The 17,483-nt window shown below is 60.1% G+C and carries 16 protein-coding genes; 2 read left to right on the forward strand and 14 right to left on the reverse strand.

Features of this window, described 5'->3' with window-relative positions:
- The 5 genes from obgE to AAFH49_RS20720 form a co-directional block, all read right to left on the reverse strand.
- On the reverse strand, window positions 1-866 hold an 866-nt coding region (gene obgE / locus AAFH49_RS20700; protein ID WP_342301178.1), incomplete at its 3' end, for a GTPase ObgE.
- Window positions 867-1,036: 170 nt separating this feature from the next.
- A complete protein-coding gene (locus AAFH49_RS20705; protein WP_342301205.1) occupies window positions 1,037-1,660 on the reverse strand; it encodes an adenylate kinase in 624 nt (207 codons plus the stop codon).
- Window positions 1,661-1,735: 75 nt separating this feature from the next.
- Window positions 1,736-2,275 (reverse strand): phosphoribosyltransferase, encoded by a 540-nt coding sequence (locus AAFH49_RS20710; protein WP_342301180.1) that lies wholly within the window; start codon window positions 2,273-2,275, stop codon window positions 1,736-1,738.
- Between the two features lie 216 nt (window positions 2,276-2,491).
- A complete protein-coding gene (locus tag AAFH49_RS20715; protein WP_342301182.1) occupies window positions 2,492-4,756 on the reverse strand; it encodes a sodium-translocating pyrophosphatase in 2,265 nt (754 codons plus the stop codon).
- Between the two features lie 246 nt (window positions 4,757-5,002).
- Window positions 5,003-5,917, reverse strand: coding sequence for a M20/M25/M40 family metallo-hydrolase (locus tag AAFH49_RS20720; protein WP_342301184.1), 915 nt, complete (start codon window positions 5,915-5,917; stop codon window positions 5,003-5,005).
- 120 nt (window positions 5,918-6,037) lie between these two features.
- Here AAFH49_RS20720 and AAFH49_RS20725 point away from each other — a divergent pair, with 120 nt between their 5' ends.
- Both AAFH49_RS20725 and AAFH49_RS20730 read left to right on the forward strand, forming a co-directional pair.
- Window positions 6,038-7,291: a tetratricopeptide repeat protein gene (locus AAFH49_RS20725; RefSeq protein WP_342301186.1), complete on the forward strand. Its 1,254-nt coding sequence runs from the start codon at window positions 6,038-6,040 to the stop codon at window positions 7,289-7,291.
- 10 nt (window positions 7,292-7,301) lie between these two features.
- Complete coding sequence (locus tag AAFH49_RS20730) at window positions 7,302-8,663, forward strand: hypothetical protein (RefSeq protein ID WP_342301188.1); 1,362 nt, start codon at window positions 7,302-7,304, stop codon at window positions 8,661-8,663.
- A gap of 2 nt (window positions 8,664-8,665) precedes the next feature.
- On the opposite strand, the gene AAFH49_RS20735 is transcribed toward AAFH49_RS20730, so the two are convergent.
- From AAFH49_RS20735 to AAFH49_RS20775, 9 genes are all read right to left on the reverse strand, one after another.
- Window positions 8,666-9,736, reverse strand: coding sequence for a glycosyltransferase family 4 protein (locus AAFH49_RS20735; RefSeq protein WP_342301189.1), 1,071 nt, complete (start codon window positions 9,734-9,736; stop codon window positions 8,666-8,668).
- 7 nt (window positions 9,737-9,743) lie between these two features.
- The gene (locus tag AAFH49_RS20740; RefSeq protein ID WP_342301190.1) at window positions 9,744-9,992 is read right to left on the reverse strand and encodes a hypothetical protein; all 249 of its coding nucleotides are present in this window, start codon (window positions 9,990-9,992) and stop codon (window positions 9,744-9,746) included.
- Between the two features lie 40 nt (window positions 9,993-10,032).
- Entirely contained in the window at window positions 10,033-10,914 is an 882-nt protein-coding gene (locus AAFH49_RS20745) for a formyltransferase family protein (protein ID WP_342301191.1), read from the reverse strand.
- Window positions 10,914-12,470, reverse strand: a complete 1,557-nt coding sequence (locus AAFH49_RS20750; protein WP_342301193.1) for a glycosyltransferase family 39 protein — start codon at window positions 12,468-12,470, stop codon at window positions 10,914-10,916. Before AAFH49_RS20750 ends, AAFH49_RS20745 begins: the two co-directional genes overlap by 1 nt.
- Window positions 12,471-12,475: 5 nt before the next feature.
- Window positions 12,476-13,624, reverse strand: coding sequence for a glycosyltransferase family 4 protein (locus AAFH49_RS20755; RefSeq protein WP_342301195.1), 1,149 nt, complete (start codon window positions 13,622-13,624; stop codon window positions 12,476-12,478).
- The gene (locus tag AAFH49_RS20760; protein WP_342301197.1) at window positions 13,617-14,870 is read right to left on the reverse strand and encodes a glycosyltransferase; all 1,254 of its coding nucleotides are present in this window, start codon (window positions 14,868-14,870) and stop codon (window positions 13,617-13,619) included. Before AAFH49_RS20760 ends, AAFH49_RS20755 begins: the two co-directional genes overlap by 8 nt.
- Window positions 14,871-15,004: 134 nt before the next feature.
- Window positions 15,005-16,786, reverse strand: coding sequence for an ABC transporter ATP-binding protein (locus tag AAFH49_RS20765; protein WP_342301199.1), 1,782 nt, complete (start codon window positions 16,784-16,786; stop codon window positions 15,005-15,007).
- A gap of 138 nt (window positions 16,787-16,924) precedes the next feature.
- Complete coding sequence (locus AAFH49_RS20770) at window positions 16,925-17,146, reverse strand: hypothetical protein (RefSeq protein WP_342301201.1); 222 nt, start codon at window positions 17,144-17,146, stop codon at window positions 16,925-16,927.
- Window positions 17,147-17,210: 64 nt separating this feature from the next.
- Window positions 17,211-17,483 (reverse strand): hypothetical protein (locus tag AAFH49_RS20775; protein WP_342301203.1); only part of this gene is annotated, 273 nt, incomplete at its 5' end.

Here is a 17,483-nt window from a genome sequence, read left to right on the forward strand (position 1 = left end):
TCGTCAATCATGTCGGACTTGGTGATGGCCAGCAGGCGCTTCTTGTCCAGTAGTTCGGGGTTGAACTGCTCCAGCTCGCCGATTAGCACGTTGTATTCGGCGTTGATGTCGGGCGAGTCGCAGCTTATCATAAAGAGCAGCATGGAGTTGCGCTCGATGTGGCGCAGGAAGCGGGTGCCCAGTCCCTTGCCCTCGGCCGCACCCTCGATGATGCCCGGAATGTCGGCCATCACGAAGGATTTGTAGTCGCGGTAGGCCACCACGCCCAGGTTGGGCACGAGGGTGGTGAAGGCGTAGTCGGCAATTTTGGGCTTGGCGGCCGATACCACGGAGAGCAGCGTGCTCTTGCCCGCGTTGGGGAAGCCTACGAGGCCTACGTCGGCCAGCAGCTTGAGCTCCAAGATGATGATGGCTTCGATGGCCGGCTCACCGGGCTGCGCATAGGTCGGGGCCTGGTTGATGGAGTTCTTAAAATGGTCGTTGCCCCAGCCGCCGCGCCCGCCGGGCACGAGAACGAGCCGCTGGCCGTGCTCCGTGATTTCGAGAATGTGCGTGCCGTCGGGGTCACGAGCCACCGTGCCGAGGGGCACTTGCAGCACGATATCTTCGCCTTGGGCACCGCTGCGCAGGTTTTCGCCCCCGCCCTCGCCGTCTTTGGCGAAGACGTGGCGCTGGTATTGCAGGTGCAGCAGCGTCCAGAGCTGCGAGTTGCCTTCGAGGATGATGTGGCCGCCGCGGCCGCCGTCGCCGCCATCGGGGCCGCCATTGGGCAGGCCCTTGGCCCGGAAGAAGTGGTGCGAGCCGGCACCGCCTTTGCCCGAGCGGCAGATGAGTTTGACGTAGTCGATGAAGTTATTGGAGGCCACGGGGATTGGGGTATTAAGGTAAAAAAACGGTCATCCTGAGCGTAGCGAAGGACCTTATCACGGCCGAACGATTTGCAGTGACGCTAAACCGTGCAAGCGTGATAAGGTCCTTCGCTACGCTCAGGATGACAGTCGTATCTAAAAGATGACAGTCGAATTAAAACGTAAAGTTACGCCTTTACTTCTTTGGTCGCCTCGGCCGGGGTTTCGGGCTTGGCGGCTTGGTGCAAGTCAATCAGGCCACAGATTTGGCCGAAAATATCGTCAATTGGACCGATGCCGTTGAGGGCGTGGAATTTCTTTTGGGCGGCGTAGTAGCCGGCCACTTGGGCAGTTTCGGTGTTGTACACCGTTACGCGGCGGCGGATTTTGGTTTCGTCCTGGTCGTCGGGGCGGTTGCTGGTTTTGCCACGCTCCAGTAGGCGTTTCACCAATTCCTCTTCCTGCACTTCCAGCGCAATCATGCAGCCGATGTGGGTGTTGTGCGAGGCCATGAGCTGGTCGAGGCTTTCGGCCTGGGCCACTGTGCGCGGGAAACCATCGAAGATGAAGCCGCCGGCCTGGGGGTTTGTTTCCAGAGCGCTGCCAATCATGCCAATCACCACGGCATCGGGCACGAGCAGGCCTTCATCCATCAGCTTTTTGGCGGTGAGGCCCAGCTCGGTGCCTTGGGCAATCTGGGCCCGCAGCAGGTCGCCGGTGCTCAGATGCACGAGGTTGTACTTGGTGATGAGCTTCTGGCTCTGGGTTCCTTTGCCGGCGCCGGGGGGGCCGAACAGCACGATATTCAACATGTAGAAGACGCGTTGCGCGAGGGAGGTGATTTTGGTGGGTTTGGGCAAGTTACTCAATCGTGGCCAGAAACGTTGCTATACGGCCACGTACACATCGGGCAGATTGCGGCCCAGGCCGTCGTAGTCAAGGCCGTAGCCGACCACGAAGTCGTTGGGGATTTCCCGGGCCACGTAGCGCACCGTAAGTTCATGACGAAGGCTAGCGGGCTTGAAAAATAAGGCCGCAATCTCGACCGAAGCCGGGCCTTTTTCCAGCAGTGTGGGCATGAGGTGGTGCATGGTGGTGCCCGTGTCCACGATGTCTTCCACGATGATGAGGTGGCGGTCCTGCACTTCTTCGCGCAGGCCCAGGATTTCCTGCACCACGCCGGTGCTGCCAGTGCCCTCGTAGGAGGCCACGCGGATGAAGACGATTTCGCATTCGCCCACGAAGCGCTTCAGCAAATCGGAAGCGAACATGAACCCACCGGTAAGCACGACTACAAATAAAGGCTTCTGCCCGGCATAGTCGGCGCTGAGGCGGGCGGCCAGGCCGGTCACGACTTCATCCAGCTGAGCAGCCGATAGATACGGCCGAAATTCTTTGTTGTGGATGGTGATGTTGGCGTGGCCCATGCGGCGCGGGGAGGGTATAATGAGGGTGCAAAGCTACTCACGGAATCGGCCTCGGCCTCCACCTCTCCCTCGGGTACCCGAGGGGAAGCCGAAGATGCGCAGGGATTGAAAACGGAGTAGAAAGCATGAAAAAAGCCGCGACAAATGTCGCGGCTTTTAGTAATCAGCAACCTTATTGCAAGCGCTTTGTGGGTGGATGCAAAGGCTGGCACTCCCCTACCGCACGCCGTGCAACACCGTGTAAATCACGCGAAATGCTGCTGGAGCAAAAGCTTCGGCGTAGCGAACGTGGGGCTGAACGACGGCTTCGATGCGCTCCTTTTCCAGGTGCACGGGAGCCATGCCGCGCTCGCCACCTTTCTCAGCAATGTGGGGCGCGATGACCAGCGACACGATGCTCATCAGCTTGATGAGGATGTTCATGCTCGGGCCGGAGGTATCCTTGAACGGGTCGCCCACGGTATCGCCCGTTACTGAAGCCTTGTGCGCGTCGGAGCCTTTGTACTGCATCACGCCGTTCACCATCACGCCTTTTTCGAAGGACTTTTTGGCGTTGTCCCAAGCCCCACCGGCATTGCTCTGGAACATGGCCATGAGCACGCCACTCACCGTGACGCCGGCCAGCAGGCCGCCTAGCACTTCGGGCGAAGACGCATTTGAGAACAGCCCCCGGCAGCCGAAGCCCACAATGATGGGCGTGAGCAAGGCGATAGCGCCGGGCAGAATCATCTCCCGAATAGCGGCTTGGGTCGAGATGGCTACGCACTTTTCGTATTCAGGCCGGCCGGTGCCTTCCATAATGCCCGGGATTTCGCGGAACTGGCGGCGCACTTCCTGCACCATGGCCATGGCCGCACGACCCACGGCGGCAATGGCCAGCGAGGAAAAGATGAACGGAATCATGGCCCCAATGAACACGCCGGCCAGCACGGGAGCTTTGCTGATGTCGATGGACGTGATGTTGGCCGTGCCCATGAAGGCGGCGAACAGCGCGAGCGACGTGAGCGCAGCCGAGGCGATGGCGAAGCCTTTGCCGGTGGCGGCGGTGGTGTTGCCCACGGCATCCAGAATGTCGGTGCGCTGGCGCACTTCTTTGGGCAGCTCGCACATTTCGGCGATGCCGCCGGCGTTATCGGCAATGGGGCCGAAGGCGTCGATGGCAAGCTGCATGGCGGTGGTGGCCATCATGCCAGCGGCGGCAATGGCCACGCCGTAGAGGCCGGCGGCTTCGTAGCTGAGTACGATGCCGGCCGCCAGCACCAGAATGGGCAGCACCGTGGATTCCATGCCCACGGCCAGCCCGCCGATGACGGTGGTGGCGTGGCCCGTGCTGCTTTGCTGAATGATGCTATTGACCGGGCGCTTGCCCATGGCCGTGTAATACTCGGTGATGATGCTCATCAAAGTACCTACCACCAGGCCTACCAGCACGGCGTAAAAAACATGCATGGCATCGAAGCTGATGCCGCGAATGGTGAAGGTGCCGGAAGGCAGAATCCACATGATGAGGCCGTAGGCTCCGGCTGCGGATACTGCTACCGAAATGTAGTTGCCGGTGTTGAGTGCGCCTTGCACGTTGCCACCTTCTTTTACGCGCACACAGAGGATGCCGATGAGCGAGGCGATAATGCCCATACCCGCAATAGCCATTGGCAAAAAGATGGGCGAGAGGCCTCCGAACTGGTCGTTGGTCACAGTTACTTCGCGGCCCAATACCATGGTGGCCAAAATAGTAGCGACGTAGGAGCCAAACAAGTCAGCCCCCATGCCGGCCACGTCGCCCACGTTGTCGCCCACGTTGTCGGCGATGGTGGCGGGGTTGCGGGGGTCGTCTTCGGGAATGCCGGCTTCGACTTTGCCCACAAGGTCAGCCCCTACGTCGGCCGCTTTGGTGTAGATGCCGCCGCCCACGCGGGCAAACAGGGCAATGCTTTCAGCGCCCAAAGAGAAGCCGGTGAGGACTTCGAGGGCTTTTTCCATCTCTGCGCCATTGGCGAGTCCGCTGGGCACGAACAACTTATAAAACACAATAAACAACGAGCCCAGGCCCAGCACGGCCAGCCCGGCCACGCCCATGCCCATCACCGAGCCGCCCGAAAACGACACGTTCAGCGCGGTGCTGAGGCTCGTTTTGGCGGCCTGCGCGGTGCGCACGTTGGCTTTGGTGGCGATTTTCATCCCAATAAAACCGGCCAATGCCGAAAACACGCCCCCAATCAGAAACGCGATGACGATGATGGGGCTCGAGTTGCCGCTCGTAGTGCCCAAGTAGAATAGGAAGGCCCCGGCGATGAGGCCAAATAGGGCCAGCACCTTGTATTCGGCCTTGAGAAAGGCAATGGCCCCGTCGGCGATATAGCCGGCGATGGTGGTCATGCGGGCATCACCGGCATCCTGCTTCGTGACCCAACCGGCGCGCAGCCAGGTATAGAGCAAGGCAAAAATGCCCAAGGCGGGCACGGCGTAAAGGTATGGGGTCATAAAAAGTGAATGGGTGGGAAAAAGTGAGTTGAGCGGTTTTCGGTTCGCAAAGTAGCGGAAATCCTATCGAATACAAGATTTTCAATTAACGCCTTTAGCAAAAGCACCTTGCCGGGTTACTCAAGCCAGCGAAAAGCGGGTAAGCCGGCCCTCTGACCGCACGCAAAAAGGCCTGATTTGAATTGCTCAAATCAGGCCTTTTTCATTCATTTTTCGTTCGCTGTCGGGGCCACAACCGGCGTCCAGCTATAGTTTCTGCATCAACTCCTGATAAAGGGCCAGCATACTGGCAATGTCGCGCTTGTCAACCAGCTCATCGGGCGAGTGCACATGGTCCTCGGGCGCGCCGATGAAGCACCAGTCCCAAGGCGCGGCGGCATGCTGCAATTCCTTGGCATCGGAACCGCCGCTGCCTTCTACCTCCAGCTGATGAGGAATGCCCGAATCGACTGCAATGGCCCGAATCCGGTTGACATAGGCCCGGCGCGGAATGAGCGAGTCGCGTAGCGAGATGGCACAGCCCTGGCCGGCGTGCACCCCCTCGGTGACCCAGGTGATGTCCGAAATCAGGGCCTGGCGCACGCCGTAGGTTTCGTAGATGTATTTGGCGAGGTAGGCCACCGAGCCGCCGCCGTGCTCTTCCCAGCACGAAAAGGCAATGATGCCGTCCTCCAGGGTTTCGCACAGGCGTAGGGCATTCCACACGCCGAGGCGGTTGTCGAGGTAGCAGCTTTGCACGGTGGTGGCCGTTTCGCGGAAGTCGCAGTAGAACGTGAGCTCGGTGCCCCGGTCAATATCGCGGTGGAACGCGTAGCCCAGTTCGCCCGTTTCTTCGTCAACGGTTAACGTACAGTCTACTTCTCCTTGCGAATCCTTTCCTACCAGGCGGTACCCCGCTTCGGCCTGCGGGCCGCCAATTCGGACCAACTGCCGGCCATAGCGCACTGTGAAACCGATGCTATCGAGATGGGCAAAAACGGCCGTGCGCGGCTTTCCGAACACCAGCAGGATGCAGTCCTGAAACCGTTCGTCGGCGATGATTTGGGGTTGGTGCCGCCAGGCATGCTGCTGCTGCCGAACGTAATCGAGTACAAATTGGGTGAGCGCGGCTTCGTTGCCGGCGGGGGCCGGCAGGCGGCAAAGCGAGTGGAGCAGGTGCATAAGCGAGCAGAAGTACGGCCAAAGCTAGGGCAAACTCCGTACTTTAGCAGGCCCGTTCCCTGCACTTCCTCATCTGTGCCGGCAGAACAAGGGTTTGGGGCTGCTATCTACTCTCATTCTATGCTGCGTTCGCTGTTTTGTATCTGCCTGGGGTTGCTCATGCTGCCATTGCTGGGCAGGGCCCAAACGCCCGATACAATCCGCACCCCGCCCCCGATGAAGACGGTGGCGCTCGACTCGGTGGGCGTGTTGCCCTCGGCCATTGATACCAAAGGCTGGCTGCTGATGGACAAGGACATCCAGATGGAGCTGGATGGGGCCGTCTATAATATTTACAACTTTAAGTTCGACAAGGCCGAAAAGCAGTTCCGCTCGCTGCGCCGCCGCTACCCGAACCACCCCATGGCGTATTTTATGCTGGGGCTGAGCACCTGGTGGAAAATTCGCCCCACCAACTTCCAGAGCACGCAGTACGACAAGCCCTTTTTCGCCTACATGGACACGGCCATCACCAAGGCCCAGGCACTCTACGACGCGGATAATCACAACTACGAAGCCAGCTTCTTTCTCTCGGCGGCTTACGGCTTCGATGCCCGCCTGCACGCCGAGCGGCACGACTGGCGCAAGGCCACCGTGGGGGCCCGTCGCTCACTTAACTATCTTAAAAAGAGCCAGGAAGCCAATGGACTGAGCCCGGAATTTCAGTTCGGCCAGGCCTTGTTCAATTACTACGCCGTCTGGATTCCGGACAATTACCCGCTGCTCAAGCCCGTGCTGCTGTTCTTCCCAAAGGGCGACAAGAAGCTGGGTCTGGAGCAATTGCGGAGCGTGGCTACCAACGGTTTTTATACGGCCACCGAGGCCCGGGTATTTCTCATGGGCATCCTCAAAAACGAGGAGAACAACGCCGAAGAAGCCATGCCCGTGGCCAAATTTCTGGCCAACAAGTTTCCGGACAACGGCTATTTCCAACGGTTTTACGCGCTGCTGGCCTACGACCAGGGCGAATTCACGGACTGCGAGCGGGTAAGTCGCGAAATTCTGGACAAGATTAACAAGGGCATGCCGGGCTACGAAGGCATCAGCGGGCGCTACGCCAGCTACTTCCTGGGCTACCTGATGCAGAACCGCTACCGCGACATTGCCAAAGCCAAAGACTACTACCAGCGGTGCATCGTGTTTGCCGAAAGCACGGGCGACACTTCCGGCGGGTTTTATTTGTTTGCCAATGCCAACCTGGCCCGCCTCGCGGTGAAGGACAAGGACTTGGCGGCCGCCAAGCGCTATTACGCGGTAGTGGCCGACAAAGCCGACCACAAATCGGAACAATACAAAGAGGCCAAGGCGTGGTTGAAAAAGAACCCCAAAGCCTAGCCCGCGCATTATGGAGCTAAAGGATTTATATATTACCCCGCTTTATCTGGCTCTTATATACGGCATTGCCTTCGGGGTGCGCGGGTCGGTGACGAACGTGTATACGAAGAAGTATTTCATTCCAGCCCTGACAGTCAAGATAGTAGGCGCCATTGCCCTGGGCATCCTGTACCACACGCTCTACAGCGGCGACACGAACAACTACTTCAAGCAGGCCGGCATTATCTACCACGCCTTCGGCGACTCCTTCACGGCGGGCCTAGAGCTGGTGACCACTTCCGGCGATGTAACCCCCGCCATTGCCAAGTACACCGGCCAGATGCAGTGGTTCGGGCGTGGCAGCAACGAATACTTTGTGGTTCGGGTAGCGGCGGTGTTTGCCGTGTTTAGCTTTTATACTTATACCGTTATCGCAGTGCTGTTTGCGGCCATTACTTTCAGCGGTATGTGGGTGATGTACATGACGTTTGCCAAAATTCGGCCGCAGGTATACAAAGAGTTAGCAATTGCCGTTTTTTTCCTGCCGTCAGTATTTTTCTGGGGTTCAGGCCTGCTCAAGGACTCGTTATGTATGGGGGCATTGGGGTGGCTGTTCTATTGTTTTTACCGCGGAGCCATTGAGCGCAAGAATATCATTCGCTGCGTGGTGCTGGGCGTAATGATGGGCGGGGTTATCCTGTCGATGAAGACGTACATTCTGCTCGCGTTTATGCCGCCGGCGCTGTTGTGGGTATTCAACGAAAACACCCGCAACATTAAGAGCGCGGCGGTACGCTGGGTGGCCAAACCTTTGTTTCTGGGAGTTGGCGGGATGGTGGCCCTCTTCGCCATGTCGCAGTTGGCCGCCGCCGATGCGCGCTTCAACCTAGACAAAATCGGCGAGCAGAGTAAGCTAACGGCTGACTACCTGCAACAGGTAAGTAAATCTGAACAGGGTTCGGGCTACAACATTGGGGTTCAGGATGGTACCCTAAGCGGTATGGCCAAGCTGGCACCCCAAGCCATTATCGTTTCGCTGTTCCGGCCATTCCTGTGGGAAGCCCGCAACCCGACTATGCTACTGTCGGCCCTAGAAGCCTCGTATTTTATCCTGCTGACGCTGCGCATCTTCTGGCGCGTAGGTTTTTTCAAGACCCTCGGCGCGATAGGAAGTGTGCCCGTGCTTACGCTCTGTTTTGTATTCAGCCTGATTTTTGCTATTTCGGTAGGAATTTCCAGCGGCAACTTTGGCACCCTAGTGCGCTATAAAATTCCGCTTATGCCCTTCTACCTGAGTGGTTTGTATATCCTGCAAAGCATCACGGTGCCGCAGGCCGCTGCCCGCGCCGGGCAGCGGCGCGTAGCGGGTGTGCCCCGCCTAGCGCGTGCTTAGGCTTAGCTGAACAGGTTCAGGAAGTTGGGGGTGTTAGCGAGTACCGAGTAGCGTTGCTCGATGGTGGCGCGGGCGGCCGCGCCCAAGTGCTGTCGGAGGCTGGCATCGGCCAGCAGCTGGCGTAGGCTGGCTTCCCATTCAGCAGGCGTAGCGCACACAAAACCGTTGTAGCCGTGCTGCACCACTTCGGTATTCATGCCCACCGGCGACACCAGCGCGGGCACGCCTAAGGCCATGTACTGCAGGGCCTTAAAGGCACATTTGCCTTTGGCCCACGGGTCGTCCTCCAGCGGCATCAGGCCTACGTGAAAGCCCAGCAAGTCGGCTATTTCCGTGTCTTTGCGCCAGGGCAGGTACACGAGGGAATTCAGTGGGAAAGCGGGGGGCTGGTTGGAAATAACCCGGAATTCGAAGTCCAGTCCTTCGGCTTCCAGCTTGGCCAGCACCGGCACCACTTGGTCGAGGTACTTGAGGGTGGAGTGCGTGCCGGTCCAGCCGATGACGAGACGGCCGGGCGCGGCCTGGTCGCGCACCTGATTGTGCAGGTGCACCGTATCGATGGTAGTGGGGTTGACCACGGCGCGGGGGTTGAACTGCCGGGCATAATCGGCCAGGTAGGCATTGCCGCAGCTGTTTTTATAGGCCCAGCTGCAGATGTCGGCCACCTTGTGGTGCCACTTCACGCCGGCCGCTATTTTGTTGGCTTCGGACGTATTGGCCAGCCAGATGGCATCGTCGAAATCGTAGATAATCTTCTTGCCGAGGACTTTGCTGATAATCCACTCGAACACCGGCGGCCCCACGGGCGCGGCTTCGCGGTGCACGAACACGAAATCATAGTTCGGCACGCGGAACATGAGCGCCAGCCGCCGGGCAAAACCGCCCAGAATGCCCAATACCTTAGCACCCGCCTGGCCCGGCTGGTAGAGGATGTTCCAAGTAGCCACCGAGATGAACGGGGCCAGGTGGTAGGTGTGCCCGGCCGCCGTAAGGATATCCAGGTACTGCTCGAAGCGAAAACGCTGGGAAGGTGCCCGGCCGGGCGGATAAGGCACGAGAAATAAAATGCGCATACTGGAATTAATAGGTCTGGTAAAAGCCCGGGACCTCGCCGGTGATATTGAGCAGCAGCGCGACCATTTCCAGCGTATCGGTGCAGGAAGTGGTGGGCAACACTTTGCGAAAACCCAATTGCTTCCCCAAAAACCGATGCGCCCGCTGGATAAACAGTTCATCACCGTAAATCCTGCCGAAACGCACCGCTTGCTCGACGGAGCGGATTTCGTTGCCAGGGAAATACGGTTTGTTGAAGGGAATGGGGGGATGCATGCGCGGCAGTAGGCCGGCAAAGGTACGGCCAGACCGGGCCTTACTCGAAGTGCGACCGGAACCGGGCCAGCGGCAGGGCGTCGTCGCCCTTGCTGTTGCGCAGGGTGGTGAGGCGGAGCAGGCCGGTGCCGCATACCACTACGGGCTGCCCGGCACGCACAAACAGCACTTTGCCCGGCGTGCGGTTCTCAATCTTCACATCGGGCTCGGGCTCGGCAGCCAGCACGCGGTGTAGCTGGCCGTTGAGTATCGTACTGGCTCCCTGGTAGGGCCAGCCCAACGCATCGACGAAGCGGCGGATGGTGGCGCTATCGGCCCGCCAGTCGATGCGGTAATCCTGCTCGTCGCGCCAGAGACTGTACGTGGCATCGGCTTCATTTTGTGGAGTACCGGGCAATAGCTGGCCGGCACGGAGGCCGGGCCAGAGCTGCGTTATCAGCTCCAGATAGCACTCGACGGCTAATTGAATGGCATCAGCAATGCGCAGCGGATACTGCACCGGGCGTGAGGCCTGGCCGAGTATCGGCCCTTGGTCAAATTCGCCCGTGGCGAATAGGGCGGTCACGCCAATAATGGGTTCGCCATTAATAAGGTAGCTTACCAGCGGCGCGAAGCCGCGGTAGCGGGGTAGCAGGCTGTCGTGCAGGATAATAAGCTGGCCAACATCGGCAATCAACCAGCGCCACGATACGGCCAGCGCGTAAGTCGTGGTTGCAACTGGCTGCGTATTCCGGCGCTGAAACGGAATACCGGACTGCGCACACAGGTACTGGATTTCGGCAAAAAAATCCTGCTCCAGTCTGGGGTCCGGCGCGCCCACCACCAGGGATATCACCGAAATATCAAGATGAGCTACTATGTGCTGGAGCACCCGGTAGCCCTTTTCCGTCATCAGGAACAGGGTAAGACTTGGATTTGCCATCAACCTTTCGTGGGTTTCTTCGTCGACGATGTAGAACGGGCGGGCCCAGCCGTGATGGCTTGGTGCTCGGGGTTCGGAAGCGTGGCGGGCCACCAGCGCCCCAGCCAGAGGGCTGCCGGCACGAGCAGCAGCACATCGGCCTGCAACAGATAGCGCATTTCCAGCCCCCGGTATAGAAAGCAAATGTAAAAGTACAGCCCCCCCGCAACGGCTGCTACCAGCCAACGGGCATTGCGCTGCCCCTTTAGCACCAGTAATCCCCCCCAACCCAGCAGCAGCAGCGCGGTTCGGTAGCCCAATAGCAACCGCAATAGCCCCGTGTAGGGCAGCGCAGGGCGTGGAGCCAGGGCCTGGTCCGTGGTCAGGGACGATTTGAACAAGGCTTTCCGAAGGTTCTGCAGCGGAACATCAAAACAAAACCGAACGGGATGCTCGGCCATGAACTGCTGGCGCAAGGCTTGGAAACCCGCTCCGATTTCCGCATTGCAATGCTGAAAATGATGACGCTGGTACGCTGTATCGGCACGCATTGCGGCGGCGTTGCGGTAGCGGGTGCCGTTGCCAGCGCCACTGCGCAACACCCAGAAGCCAGACCCGCACTGCCGTGCCTGAACTACCAGTCGTTGGGCTTGCGCCTGGGTGGCCGCCGAGCCGAAGGTAGCCGCCGCCGGAAAGCGAACGGCTCCCGTGCCTACCAGAACCGAGTCGAGCCAGGGGTTTTCGTCAGGCGTCCAGCAGTGCACCCATTGGTAGAACTCGTCGACGTCGGAAGTCTGGTTGGCGTAGCCCGCGGCCCGGGGTTTTAGTAGGATGAGGCGGTGCGCCAACAAGTAGTTGCGCACGGGCCAGCCTCCATATAGTAACCCAAAACCGACCGCCACCAAAGCGGCGTAGCGCACCAGTCCCCGCTCCCGCTCCGCCCAGCATTGCCATAGCAGCCAGGCAAACGTGATGGGCAGCAGGATGCCCATGTACTCCCGCACCAGCAGCCCGAGGGCCAATAGCATGCCCAACCCCAACGCGTACGCTGCCGTGGGCCGCCAGTGCAGCAATGCCCACAGCCACAGCAAAGTCAGGTCGACACTGAGGATTTCGGTGCCCATTACGGGTATCCAGACGATGATAAACGGATAGGTGGCGTATAGCAATGCCCCTAGATAAGCCGTGCGCGGCCGGTGAGGCTCCAGCCGGTGCAGGATGGCGAATATCAGCCCAATGGCCCCGGTATCCAGCAGCACCTGGCTCCAGGCAGTGGCGGCAGCGGCCCGCTCGCTGCCAAATAAAATCCAGTGCGCACCATAGAAAAACGGGTAGCCCGGCAATCGACCAAAAGCTGCGTCAGGCTCCAGAAAATCAAACGTATAGCGCCCTTTATTCCACAAGTTTTCGAACGCTAGGGTGTAAGACGACGAATCACCGTTCAGGGCAAAGTATTCAGGGCTGTGGTACATCACGGCCGTGCCCTTGAGCAAAAAGGCTATCCGCAGCCCTAGCCCCAGCAGCAATATCCCGAACAACCAGCCCGCGGCTATGCGATTGGGAACAGTTGAGCTCATGGGTGTTAGGGGCGCGCCAGCACCTGACGGTAGCACGCGTCCAGCCGCTCATACGTATGGGCCGGGGCAAATTTCTGCCGGACGAATAAACGGCTGGCCGCCGAGAATTGCTGCCGCAACGCCTCATTGCCGGCCAGGGCTACGATGGCTTCGGCCATTGCCGGCACGGCGCGGTTTGGCACCAGCAGCCCTGATTTCCCGTTTTCAAACAGCTCGGCAGGCCCCCCGCAATCGGTGGCAATGAGTGGCACCCCATAATAGAGCGCATCAAGACAGGTGAGGGAAAAAGACTCGGCTTCCGAGAAATTCAGTACGATGTCGTGCGCCTTCATAGCGGCCTCCGTATTGGCCGCGAACCCGTCGAAATGCACTACTTCGGCCAGGCCAGCGGCCCGGGCAGCAGCTTCGAGTTCCTGTCGGAATTCCTGGTTTTTCACCATGCCCATATCGCCGCCCACAAAGTGCAGGCGAAGGTTCGGGTTGCGGGCATACGCCTGCCCAAAGGCCTCCAACGCAAAGTTCTGGCCCTTGCCCCGGATGTAGTTGCTGAGATATAGCAGCCGCACCGGGCCGTCGCTTCCGGCAGCTACTGCGTACGGTGGCAGCTCCTCCCCACGCGCGGGCAAAGGGTCATACACGGTGCGCACCCCGGCATGAGCCGGCGCAAAATAGCTCCGCACGGCTTCCGACACGCATAGCACTTGCTGGGCGGCATGCTCGGCCAGCCAGCGCCAGGTGCGGGCTAGTGGCTGCGGCAGGGTCTGGGGCAAAAACCGCACGTGGGTGAGCACCTGCAGCTGTCCCAAGCTAAAAAACCGCGCCACGTAGCCCGTGAGATTGTAGAAATCGTTGAGATGCACCAAGCGTGCGCCCCGCTTTTGGGCCAGCCGATGAAGCCGCCAGCCGTTGAGCAGCAGCAACGGCACGTATTTCAATAAATCGGCCTTGCGGCGGCTGATTTCCACAAATGGCAGCTCGTGCACCACGTAGCCGTCGGCTTCCAGCACGGGCCGGCCGGTGCTGCCGGTGGGCAGCACGTACTCAAAGCGCAGCCCCGGCCGCAAGGGCCCGGTGGCATGGCGCATGGCATTGAGCGCGCCGGTCACCGCACGGGAATTGTCGATGACCAGCACCAGCGGCGATGACTTATCCACGGCTCATCTCCTCCACCAATTGCACCCACTGTCCAAAAATGCGCTCCCGCGTGAAGTCCTGCATGCGCTCGCGGGCCAGCTGGCCCAGGCGCTGCTGTTCGGGGGCATCGGCGAGCAGGGCGGCCATGGTTTCGGTCCACACGGCCTGGTCGGCTGCGAGCGTGGCGGGCTGCGTGAGCATGGGCAGCAGCAGGCCAAAGGCTCCGCGCTCGGCTTGGCGCAGGGCGGTGGCGGGGGCTTCGGTGGCCGGGGCCAGCATTTCGCGGGGGCCGGTGGGGCAGTCGGTGCTCAGCACCGGCAGGCCGCAAATCATGGCTTCGCCCAGGGCCATGGGGAAGCCTTCCCAGGACGAGGGAAACACGAAGGCCGTGGCGGGCCGCAGGTACTTGAAGGGATTTTGCTGCAAGCCCAGGAAGTACACGTCGTAGTCGGGCGTGAGCGGGGTTGGACTTTCCCAGGCGGCGTACACGCGCAGGCCCAGCGCCCGGGCGCGGGTAGTGAGCTGGTCGCGCAGCTCGCCATCGCCCACAAAGACGAGCTTAACGGGCTGGCGGCGGCGCAATTCGGCGAAGGCATCGAGCAGGGGGCCTTGGTTCTTTTGCAGCGTGAGGCGGCCCGAGGTTACCAGCACCGGGGCAGCGGCATATACCGCCGCCTCGGCAGCCGACAGGGACTCCCGGCTTTTGGCCTCAATCTCGGCCACTTCAAAGAAATTATTAATCGTCAGCAACTTGGCGGGCTTCACACCAAAGCCGTTGACCAGCTCCGGAATAATGTCGCGGCTGACGGTCACGATGCGGTCGGCCCGGTTGTAGAGGGCGGGGATGAGCACGTTTTTGCGCAGCCAGCCCACCGGCCCCCGAATGTTGGCATCGTGCAGCTTGGAGCCGTGCACGCAGAGGATGGTTTTGCCGGGGCCGCCGCTCAGCAGGTTCACGTAGTCGGCCCCTTCCAGGTGGCTGATGACCACGGCCGGCTGCAGGCGCTCGCGCAGCTGGCGCAGCCCGCTGATGCGTCGCCGGAAGTTCTGGATTTTGGCCAGTGCCCCCCCTCCCCCGCTCACGTCGAGGCTCACCACGGGGTTGCCGCTGGGGTACAGGTCGCCGCCCTCCAGGTTGAATACGGCCTCCGTGACGGCGTAGTGCCGGGCCAGCTCTACGCTGTGGTCGTGAAAGACGCGCTGGGCGCCGCCCAGCCCCAGATTCGGTATCAACAACAGGATTTTCGTGCGGATTGTGTTTGCCATATTAAGTAAATGCGCCCACCTGCTTCGGGACGAAAACGGCCCGAATAAATGCGGCTTAGCCAATTTTACGCCGCGCCTGTTTGGCACGTGGCAGGCCGGTTTGGCGCGGAGCAAAGTTAACCCCGCAACAGGCTTCACCCCGAATGCGGCAGCTCATCGTACCGATGCACGCCCACGATGCGCCCCTGGCGCATGTCGTATATGCGGTCGCACTCCCGCAGAGTGGTCAGACGGTGGGCAATGATAAGAATGGTCATGTCGGTGTGAGCTAGGTGCGTAATGGCCTCGTTCACTTCGCGTTCGGTTTCGTTGTCGAGGGCACTGGTGGCTTCGTCGAGCAGTAAGATTTCGGCCTGTTTATACAAAGCCCGCGCAATGCCGATGCGCTGCCGCTGCCCGCCCGAAAGCTTCGCCCCCCGCTCGCCGATGAGGGTGGCCAAGCCCCGGGGCAAAGCCGCCACGAAATCTGCCAGCGAGGCCTGCGCAATGGCATAGCGCAGCCGCTCGGCATCGACCTCGTGGGCGGGCGCGCCCAGCGTCACGTTGTCCTGAATGGATGCTTCCATCAGAAAGGTGTCCTGCCGAACGTAGCCCACCAGTTCGTACCAGGCCTGCAAGTGCTGCGGCGTCAGGGCCTGCCCGTCTACCAGCACCCGCCCGTGTTGCTCGCGGTAGAAGCGCAGCAACACGTTCATAAGCGTAGTTTTGCCCGAGCCAGACGAGCCGACAAATCCAATTTTTTCGCCCCTCCCAATGCGCAGGCTGATGTGTTGCAACACCGGCACTTCAGCGGCGGACTGGTCCGGAAAGGTGAAGGAAACATCGTCCAGCACCAGCTCACGACGGAAAGGCAGCGGCAATTGCACGGCGGGCGGGGTTTCGTCAAACGCCGCCCCCCGAAACAATTCCAGGTTTTCGAGCGCATACTGGTTCTGCTTGATGAGCACCACGGCGGTGAACATGCGGTTGACCGAAGGCATGAGGCGGTAGGCGGCCGCCGCAAACGTGCCCACCAACGCCAGCAGCCCCCCGCTCCCCACCGGGCCATACAACGAATACAGGAAAATGGTGAGCACCCCCATAATGGCCACCATTTCGATGACGCGCACGGGCAGTAGCGCGTACAGGTATGCTTCGGCATCGAGGGCCTGCACGGCGGCCTGGTTCCGTAGCAGGCGCTCAGCAAACTGGCCCTGGCGGCCGGCCAGCTTCAACTCGACAAAGCCCGCAAATAAGTCCTGAATGATGCTGAACGATGCCGGCCGTAATTCATTCAGCTCGTTGCCGATGCGGCGCGACCGGGTGCGCAGGGCGCGGTAGGTGAGCAGCGCAGCCGGGGCCAGCACCAGCAGCAGAATAACCAGCAGAATTGGCTTATACAGCAAAATGCCCACGCCAATCACCAGCACCACGGTCAGCTCCGAGAAGAAGGTGAACAAGGGCCGCACTACCCCACTCACGTAGGTACTGGGCACCTGCACGGCGCTGTTTATCAAGTTGGCCGAGCCAAAATCGGTTAAATACCAGAACGGCAGGTGCAGGTATTTGCGCAGTTGGCTTTGAATAATTTCCAGGCCCACCGCCGCCGTAAACCGGGCCTGGATGTAATTGACCCAGGTGCTAAAGAGGTTTTTGAGCAGGAAAAAAGCCAGCAGCCCCGCTATCAGCGCCACCAGAAAGGTGCGCTCCGAGCCGAACCCTGCGTATTGGTAGATGGCGAAGAAAAAAGGGCTTTGCCGCACCCCGCCCGGCTGGGCCGCCACCAGCAACACCGGCACCAGCGAGGCCAGTCCGAACACATCCAGCACCGACGAAACCAGTAGCAGCCCAAACTGCACCGCCGCCTGCCGGCGCTGTTTCGGCCCCACGTAGTAAGCCACGCTGCGCAGCGCCGTAGGAATAATGCCGTGTATCATAGTGGAGCCGGTGGGCTAGCAGCCGGAGGAAGCTTATCCGGCGCAGCCATGGCATACGCATTACCCGCCCCGACAGCCCACTGCGCCGGGGGACGGGGCAAGGATATCACGCATTCACCTAAGGCTACAGGCGCTGCCTCATGCCGATTTTTTGGAGGCCAGCCGCATGAAGGGCTGCTCTACAAAACGATAGAACAGGTAGGCTCCGGCCAAGGCAACCGCAACCGACAGGCCCGTGATGAGGAGCTTATTCGCCGTGGTGGTGGGCGGAATAATTTTTATCAGCACAAACTCGCAGGAAATATCGATGAGGACGTGCAGCGGATAAATGGAGTACGCCCGCGGACCTTTGCCGACCAAATATCCCAGTGACAGCTGCTCTGCAACAGCTCATATTGGTTTTTCGAATGCTTTTCAGCAGATATTATTCGTGCGGAACTATTGCTTTAGCGCAATCCTGGTACAAGCTCATGTAAGAGGCCACGCAGCGGCTCATGTCAAACTTGGCGAAAGCCTGGGGGGCCAGGGCCTGGTGCCGGAGCAGCAGGTCCGGCTCCGTAGCGTAGCGCTTCATGGCCTGGTATAGCTGCTGGACATCGGCCAGCCCCTGCGCGGGGAAATCGGTGAGTAGCCCCGCTTCCTGGCCATCATCAGTGCGAATCATCTGCTCAATTTCGCCCACATTGGTGGATATCAC

Origin of the sequence: Hymenobacter segetis, from assembly GCF_038448715.1 — a bacterium.
In the GTDB taxonomy this organism is placed as follows: Bacteria; Bacteroidota; Bacteroidia; order Cytophagales; family Hymenobacteraceae; genus Hymenobacter; species Hymenobacter segetis.

What these genes read in the sequence shown, in the direction of transcription:
- AAFH49_RS20715 (WP_342301182.1), bottom strand. Translation starts at nt 4,756, where the DNA reads ATGACCCCATACCTTTACGCCGTGCCCGCCTTGGGCATTTTTGCCTTG.
- AAFH49_RS20735 (WP_342301189.1), bottom strand. Translation starts at nt 9,736, where the DNA reads ATGCGCATTTTATTTCTCGTGCCTTATCCGCCCGGCCGGGCACCTTCC.
- AAFH49_RS20730 (WP_342301188.1), top strand. Translation starts at nt 7,302, where the DNA reads ATGGAGCTAAAGGATTTATATATTACCCCGCTTTATCTGGCTCTTATA.
- AAFH49_RS20740 (WP_342301190.1), bottom strand. Translation starts at nt 9,992, where the DNA reads ATGCATCCCCCCATTCCCTTCAACAAACCGTATTTCCCTGGCAACGAA.
- AAFH49_RS20710 (WP_342301180.1), bottom strand. Translation starts at nt 2,275, where the DNA reads ATGGGCCACGCCAACATCACCATCCACAACAAAGAATTTCGGCCGTAT.
- AAFH49_RS20765 (WP_342301199.1), bottom strand. Translation starts at nt 16,786, where the DNA reads ATGATACACGGCATTATTCCTACGGCGCTGCGCAGCGTGGCTTACTAC.
- AAFH49_RS20750 (WP_342301193.1), bottom strand. Translation starts at nt 12,470, where the DNA reads ATGAGCTCAACTGTTCCCAATCGCATAGCCGCGGGCTGGTTGTTCGGG.
- AAFH49_RS20705 (WP_342301205.1), bottom strand. Translation starts at nt 1,660, where the DNA reads ATGTTGAATATCGTGCTGTTCGGCCCCCCCGGCGCCGGCAAAGGAACC.
- AAFH49_RS20725 (WP_342301186.1), top strand. Translation starts at nt 6,038, where the DNA reads ATGCTGCGTTCGCTGTTTTGTATCTGCCTGGGGTTGCTCATGCTGCCA.
- AAFH49_RS20760 (WP_342301197.1), bottom strand. Translation starts at nt 14,870, where the DNA reads ATGGCAAACACAATCCGCACGAAAATCCTGTTGTTGATACCGAATCTG.
- AAFH49_RS20720 (WP_342301184.1), bottom strand. Translation starts at nt 5,917, where the DNA reads ATGCACCTGCTCCACTCGCTTTGCCGCCTGCCGGCCCCCGCCGGCAAC.
- AAFH49_RS20745 (WP_342301191.1), bottom strand. Translation starts at nt 10,914, where the DNA reads ATGGCAAATCCAAGTCTTACCCTGTTCCTGATGACGGAAAAGGGCTAC.